Raw genomic sequence first — 1,450 nt, 5'->3', positions numbered from 1 at the left:
GACGCCAAGGACTTCACCGATCTCCTTGAGGTTCAGCTCTTCGTCGTAGTACAGCGCCAACACCAGTCGCTCACGCTCCGGCAAATTGGCAATCGCGTCCGCCAGCGCCGCCTGGAAGCGTTCATCTTCCAGATCGCGTGACGGCTCAAGATGAGCACTGGCGCCATCCTCGTGCAGCCCTTCGTGTTCGCCGTCCTGCAAGAGGTCGTCGAAACTGAACAAGCGGCTGCCCAGGGTGTCATTCAAAATCCCGTAGTAATCGTCGAGACTCAATTGGAGTTCGGCCGCAACCTCGTGATCTTTAGCATCACGGCCGGTTTTAGCTTCAATTGCCCGAATTGCGTCGCTGACCATACGGGTGTTGCGGTGAACCGAGCGTGGCGCCCAGTCCCCTTTGCGCACTTCGTCGAGCATCGCGCCGCGGATTCGAATGCCCGCGTACGTTTCGAAACTGGCGCCTTTACTGGCGTCGTATTTGGTCGAGACTTCGAGCAGGCCAATCATCCCGGCCTGAATCAGATCCTCGACCTGCACACTCGCCGGCAATCGCGCCAGCAGGTGGTAGGCGATGCGTTTGACCAGTGGCGCGTAACGCTCGATCAACTCGTACTGCGCGTCACGTGCCGACTTCTTGTAGTAGTTCATACCGCTGGCGGTCATAACACAGGCCCTGCCGTTTGCTGCACGAGGCGCTCGACGAAAAACTCAAGGTGGCCGCGCGGGTTGGCAGGCAGTGGCCAGGTATCGACCTTCTGCGCGATTGCCTTGAACGCCAGCGCGCACTTGGAACGCGGGAAAGCTTCATAGACCGCTCGCTGCTTCTGCACTGCCTTGCGCACGCTTTCGTCGTAGGGCACGGCGCCGACGTATTGTAGGGCCACATCAAGGAAGCGATCCGTGACCTTGGTCAACTTGGCGAACAGGTTACGGCCTTCTTGCGGGCTCTGCGCCATGTTGGCGAGGACGCGGAAGCGGTTCATGCCGTAATCGCGGTTGAGCAGTTTGATCAGTGCGTAAGCATCAGTGATCGAGGTCGGCTCGTCGCAAACCACCAGCAACACTTCCTGGGCTGCGCGAACAAAACTGACTACCGAGTCACCAATACCCGCAGCGGTGTCGATCACCAGCACGTCGAGATTGTCGCCGATGTCACTGAAGGCCTGAATCAGACCGGCATGTTGCGCCGGGCTCAGGTGAACCATGCTTTGGGTGCCGGACGCGGCCGGCACGATGCGGATCCCGCCGGGACCCTGCAACAGCACGTCGCGCAATTCGCAGCGGCCTTCGATCACGTCGGCCAGGGTACGTTTGGGCGTCAGGCCCAGCAGAACGTCGACGTTCGCCAGCCCCAGATCGGCGTCCAGCAGCATGACCCGACGGCCAAGCTCTGCCAGCGCCAGAGACAAGTTCACTGACACGTTAGTCTTGCCGACGCCACCTTTGACGCCGG

2 protein-coding genes are annotated in these 1,450 nt (G+C 60.4%); both read right to left on the bottom strand.

Translation table 11 applies throughout. The features are described 5' to 3' along the window. Positions 1-660, bottom strand: a 660-nt coding sequence (locus tag ACIONG_RS24615; RefSeq protein WP_401303273.1) for an RNA polymerase sigma factor FliA, incomplete at its 3' end; no start/stop codon positions are given. Next, the coding region (gene fleN / locus ACIONG_RS24610; RefSeq protein ID WP_401303271.1) for a flagellar synthesis regulator FleN at positions 657-1,450 on the bottom strand (794 nt) is incomplete at its 5' end. The genes fleN and ACIONG_RS24615, both read right to left, overlap by 4 nt.

Origin of the sequence: Pseudomonas sp. NPDC087817, from assembly GCF_044742875.1 — a bacterium.
Taxonomy (GTDB): domain Bacteria; phylum Pseudomonadota; class Gammaproteobacteria; order Pseudomonadales; family Pseudomonadaceae; genus Aquipseudomonas.
This window is presented reverse-complemented; position numbering and strand designations above follow the sequence as displayed.